Here is a 5077-nt window from a genome sequence, read left to right as displayed (position 1 = left end):
TGTGACTTGAATCATAAAATAAGCTTTTAGCTCACTTTATGCTTCACAAAGCAGATGTCCATTTTATGCTTCAAAAAAATGTGAAAGTAGAAAATTCTTTTTTCCAAGTAATACGCGGTAAGAATTTGTTAACCTAACGGTGTATTACATGAGGAAAATTGATGCTGAATCGCAGGGAACGGGGAACAGAAAAATCAGTTGTGTAATTAATTCTGTCTCATTACTTACAAAACAACCCAAAAAGCTCTGAATCAATTCATTACTCTATTGAGCAAAAGATTGTAAATTTTGTAACTACTCCCCAACCTTATCTCGTTGTGGCTTGCGTTGCCCAACACTCCTACGAGCATTTTTCTTGGGAACTGCTTCAACGGTAGATGGCTCAGTTGTTAAAGACACCGCCACAGGCTCAGAACTTTGTGTATCTTGCGGCATTTCCTCTGAAACTACAGCAGTATCCTTCTTTTTGCGAGTTTGTCTCTTCTTGGGCGGGGTTTGTACGAATGCTGTCTCAACCAAAGAACTGGGTGTATCCTGCGTCATTTCTTGGGTGTTCTGTGTAGTTTCCGTTACTACCACAGGAGATTCCTTCTTTTTCCGAGATTGCCTCTTCTTAGGTTCTGGGCTACTAGTTATTGCTTCTGAAGTAGGAATAGGAGTATTAGCCTGTACCGTCTCCTTCTCAGAACGTTTTTTCCGAGTAGATTTAGCAGTAGCAGTAGAAACAGGTGCAACAGTAGACTTTACCCCCGGCGATAAATCCACAATCCCACCAGGAACCGAAGTCGAAGTCATCCCCATCTGTAGCAAATGCCACAAATGTTCGCGGCGACTTTCCATATAACAGAGTTTTTGTTCCCCCTCAGTCGCCTCTATCGCCATGCGTTCACACTGAGCAAGAGAAAGAGTATGTTCATGCAATCGCTCTAAAGTCAACGTATCAGAACCATCATGCAACGCCGCCGCCACAGCCCGAATTAACCAATCCTTCAACACACCCACACAACCAATAGAACGCTCATAAAAATCAAACCAATGCTGCATCAAAGCCGGAATATCAACCTGAAGGGGAACTTGCTTGAACAGCGCCAGTAAAACTCCCTGAAAATCCTGCCTATCTTGTTCATTTTGAAACAAATAACGGGGAAAATGAATATCCAACCCCCGTCGTGATGCCTGTCCACTTAAATTGCGAAAACTCAAAAGTTCATACGTGCCAATGAGAATATGCAACACACCAGTCACATTCGTCATCGACTTAATCCAATCCAACTGGTCTAAAAGCTTACCACCACTAGCCCCACTACCAATCTTCATTAGATGCTGTGCCTCATCCAAAATCACAGCCTTGACACCACGTTTGCTCATTGCCTCCTCTAAAGCCTGACGCAATTCAGGAGAATCATTGAACTGTGCCGTTTTACTGCGTCCACGCCCCTTTTTCTCCCAAGTCTGCTCGGCATCAATATCCACCATCATCCGCCGCTCGTAGTATGGTTCTCCCAACAACCTCAGTGCCGTGCGGTAATAATCAGCCCGATTAAACACCCCACCGTCAGGAGGTCGTGTTTCTACCAGTAACAGTGGTATTGGAGAACCATTGCCATTGCGATAGCCTCCTTCACGAAAACCATTCTGGTCAACAGTATTTAACCGTCTAGTAATTTGGCGAATCATCGTCGTCTTTCCCACCCCAGAAGGTCCATACACCAGGACGTGAGCAAATCCCGCAGGTTCACGAATCGCACCCATGAGCAACATATCTACTTGCGCCAATTGGGGATGAGATATCGCATATTCCTTGAATTGGTTGAGTTGGGACTGTGCTGATTCAGGAAAGTTCTCCATTATCTGTATTCCTCAAAGACAGGTAGTTTTGTGACATCCAACTGTTGGATATTTTCAGTTTTATGAACTGTGGGGACATCTTCACCGTTTGACTTGTTGATTGGGGACTGCGGTATAACTTGAACTTGGGTGAGTGACGATACCTCATCAAGATGGGACGTTAAATTTTCCAGTACACTTTTGGCTTCCAAATCCCGTAATCTTTGCAGTAACAACGTTTCATGTTCTTGCGCTGAGGCAATAAAATCTGCTAGGCGTTTAGCTGAGATATTCGTACTGACAGAATTACGCTTATCCTTTTGTCTGATTTCCTCTGCGGCTAACAGCACTTCTCTCTCTGTGCGTCCTACAAATGTGCTGTAATACTGGGAGATACATTTAACCCAGCGTCCCTCTAGGTAGGCATAAGCTACACCCATATCAAAGGGGTCATAACGCACGGGAACTTTGGTTTTTTCTACCCCCGGATTACGGAAAGCATCATTCCAGTAATAAAGATAATTGACTTTAATTCCCGCTCCGGGCTGGATTAAAGCCGTTCCTTTAGGTGTACTGGGACGTGTGGCCATGAGGAAGTCTTCGTTGTAGGCAATGTGTCGGTGTTCTCGTTCTCCTGTTCTTTCTAAAGTGTCTGTATAAACTTGTAATGGTGTTGTCCCCAAGGAATCATGCTCTAAGTTGTCGTACACAGAGTATGCCCACTCACTTAGATAGGTATATAAATCTGCCAATGTCCACACGGCAAGTTGTTTGGGGTCAACAGCTTTAGTAAGTTGCCGTGGCTGTTTACTGGCTTGGGTGTTGCCTAAAAGGTTGTACACAAACTCGGTATTTGTTGTGCCGAATAATCGCTCTATGACTGAACCAAAACGCGGTTTGCCACCAGGTCTGGTTTTCTTGATGCAGTGGTAGCGTGCTAGTAGGGTGTCAAAGTAGATACTATGAAATTCTTTACCTCCATCTACGACTACGGCTTGAGGAAAACGACCAAAACGCTGGACGCAAGACCGTAGTGCCATCATGCAAGACCTGTAACTGGGTGGGTCAAAGGTGAGATAAACGGACATTATCCGTCGGGAATAGGCATCAATTAGTAATGTCAGCCAAGGTCTTCCTAAGTTCCGTCCTGTGGCCACAGAGCGTAGTTCGATGTCGAGTTGGGTGTGGTCAATGTGGACGATGGCAAAGGGTCTGTCTCCATGTCGGGGTGTGGCTTTGGTTAGTTCTAAGATTGTTGGTTCTGTTGAATATGCGGCTTTTGCTCCCTGACGTTTTTTGGTTTGTTCGTAGATTGGTCGCTGTTTGAGGCGGTGATAAAAGGTACGAGAACTCAGGGGTTGTATATTTAATTCGTTGCAAGCTCTGACATATAATCTATAGACTGAAGCGGCGGGAGCTTGTCTTGGTGTCTCGAAGTGTTCGGTAATAAATTTATCTAGTAATTCGCTTGATTGGTTTGGTGCTTTGGGGTGACGATTTCCTCGATTTTTTGCCTGTGGTAGTAAACCAACATAACCGCAACCATACCGAGCTTCGGCTTCTCGAAACTGTTTTACCCACCGTTTCAGGGTGCTTGGAGCTATGTCTTTGTAGATATCTGTGTGGCGCTGAATATATGCTTGTACTAGATGAAATCGCTGATTGGCAAGACTCAGGTCGGTTGGGGAGGCGGCATCCATGAGTGCTTGGACTGCATCATTGATGGGCGCTTGTTTTTCTGAGTTCTGGATTTTGATGTTGCCGCTTTCCAATAGTTGCCGGAAATATGCTGCTGGTAGTTGGATGGGTTGTCCAATTTCGGGTAGGAGTGTGGTGCTGGTTTCACCAATATTTACTAATGTCCAGGGATTGGAGTCCCAGAGCAGGACTGTGTTTGGTAGGAGTGCTGTGGGTGGGGGTACTGGTTGATGATGCTGTGAAGTTATGGCTAGATGTGTGTAGGCTTGATGGGTTTGTTGGTCTAGATATAGCTGTACTCGCCAGTGTTCTACTAGGGGTACTGCATACAGGTCTACGTAGAGTTGCTCTGTGGCTATCATGGCGTAGATGTCGTTGGCTCTGACTCCGGGGATTGAGTCCAGTGTGGCGGTGATGGTGATTCCGGGTTGGGCTTGAACTGCGGTGAGTATTTGTTCTGTGATGGTGTGGGGGATGTTAGTGTTGAATCTCAGGTAGTCTTCTAGGAAGATGAGGTTTTGGGTGAAGATGGGATGCAGTTCGCTATCGGTGCGGATGTGGTATTTGAGTCCATAGGAAAAAGCATGGGCTGTTCCTGGTGGGCTGTGCCATTTACCATCGGCAGTTTTTTGGTAGCGTCCGGGGTATTTTTCGGCTAGTCGTTTGAGTTCGGTTTCGGTTTTCCATTCTTCCCAGGCTGCACCCGACGTTCTCAATACGAAGAAGTCTGGGGTATGGTAGTGACCTATTTTGCGTCCTGTTTTGTTGTGGTACTGGATTTTGAAGGGGGGTGGCTGGTCGTAAAATTCTAATACTTCCTCTTCGTGTTCCATTTGGTAGATTGCCCACAGTTCTACGGTGTGGCTTTCAAATTGGATGGTTTGACCCATTTTCCGGCTGGGGTAAACTCCACTGACGTTTTTGGCGCGTCCTTGTACACGGCGTGAGGGTGGGGCTGACCTGATTGTGGCAATTAGGTCTTTTGTCTGCGCCGTTAGTTGCTGTTGGGAACACCATTGGTCAAATTCAGAGGAGTTCATGGAACTAGAAGATGATAGGTAGGTGTGTGTTAGAGCTTTATTTTTTCTTGACTGTGCCAATTTTAGATTTTGGATTTTCAATTAGTTCGAGTCAAAGCCCTGCCCCTTGTGGCTTGTCTGCCGACAATAGTGCAGAACAAATCTAAAATCGTCAATCTAAAATCCAAAATTGGTTGACTCCCCCCTAAACCCTATGTCTAAAGGCAGTTTTGGAGTTTCACTACACAAGTCTATATTACTTATTGCGGGGGGAGTGAAGCATATCTTGGTTATTTTGAATCATATTTTGGGATGAAAGTTGATTTTTGTGCTGTTTAAAGCTGGTTGTTTGCTTGAGGTTTTGTCCTTAGCAGTTTTTTCAACTCATGTTCACATTATGGTGCAGAAAATCTACTTTGGCTCATTATTTGTTGCAAAGTTTTATTTCGCTTTTTTCCGTAAGGCTTATTTTGTCGTTACTTATGGCTCATTTTATGGTTCACAATTTAGCCCAAGTTATGGTTCAAGTCACA

The 5077-nt window shown here is 44.9% G+C and carries 3 protein-coding genes; 1 reads left to right on the top strand and 2 read right to left on the bottom strand.

Features of this window, described 5'->3' with window-relative positions:
* Nucleotides 1-294: 294 nt before the first annotated feature.
* The gene (locus AN490_RS04965) at nucleotides 295-1848 is read right to left on the bottom strand and encodes an AAA family ATPase (RefSeq protein ID WP_300000543.1); all 1554 of its coding nucleotides are present in this window, start codon (nucleotides 1846-1848) and stop codon (nucleotides 295-297) included.
* The gene (locus AN490_RS04960; protein WP_300000541.1) at nucleotides 1848-4565 is read right to left on the bottom strand and encodes a TnsA endonuclease N-terminal domain-containing protein; all 2718 of its coding nucleotides are present in this window, start codon (nucleotides 4563-4565) and stop codon (nucleotides 1848-1850) included. Before AN490_RS04960 ends, AN490_RS04965 begins: the two co-directional genes overlap by 1 nt.
* Nucleotides 4566-4872: 307 nt before the next feature.
* Here AN490_RS04960 and AN490_RS04955 point away from each other — a divergent pair.
* A partial coding sequence (locus AN490_RS04955; RefSeq protein WP_300000539.1) for a hypothetical protein occupies nucleotides 4873-5077 on the top strand: 205 nt, incomplete at its 3' end.

Origin of the sequence: Anabaena sp. AL09 (genome assembly GCF_001672255.1) — a bacterium.
GTDB lineage: Bacteria > Cyanobacteriota > Cyanobacteriia > Cyanobacteriales > Nostocaceae > Dolichospermum > Dolichospermum lemmermannii.
This window is presented reverse-complemented; position numbering and strand designations above follow the sequence as displayed.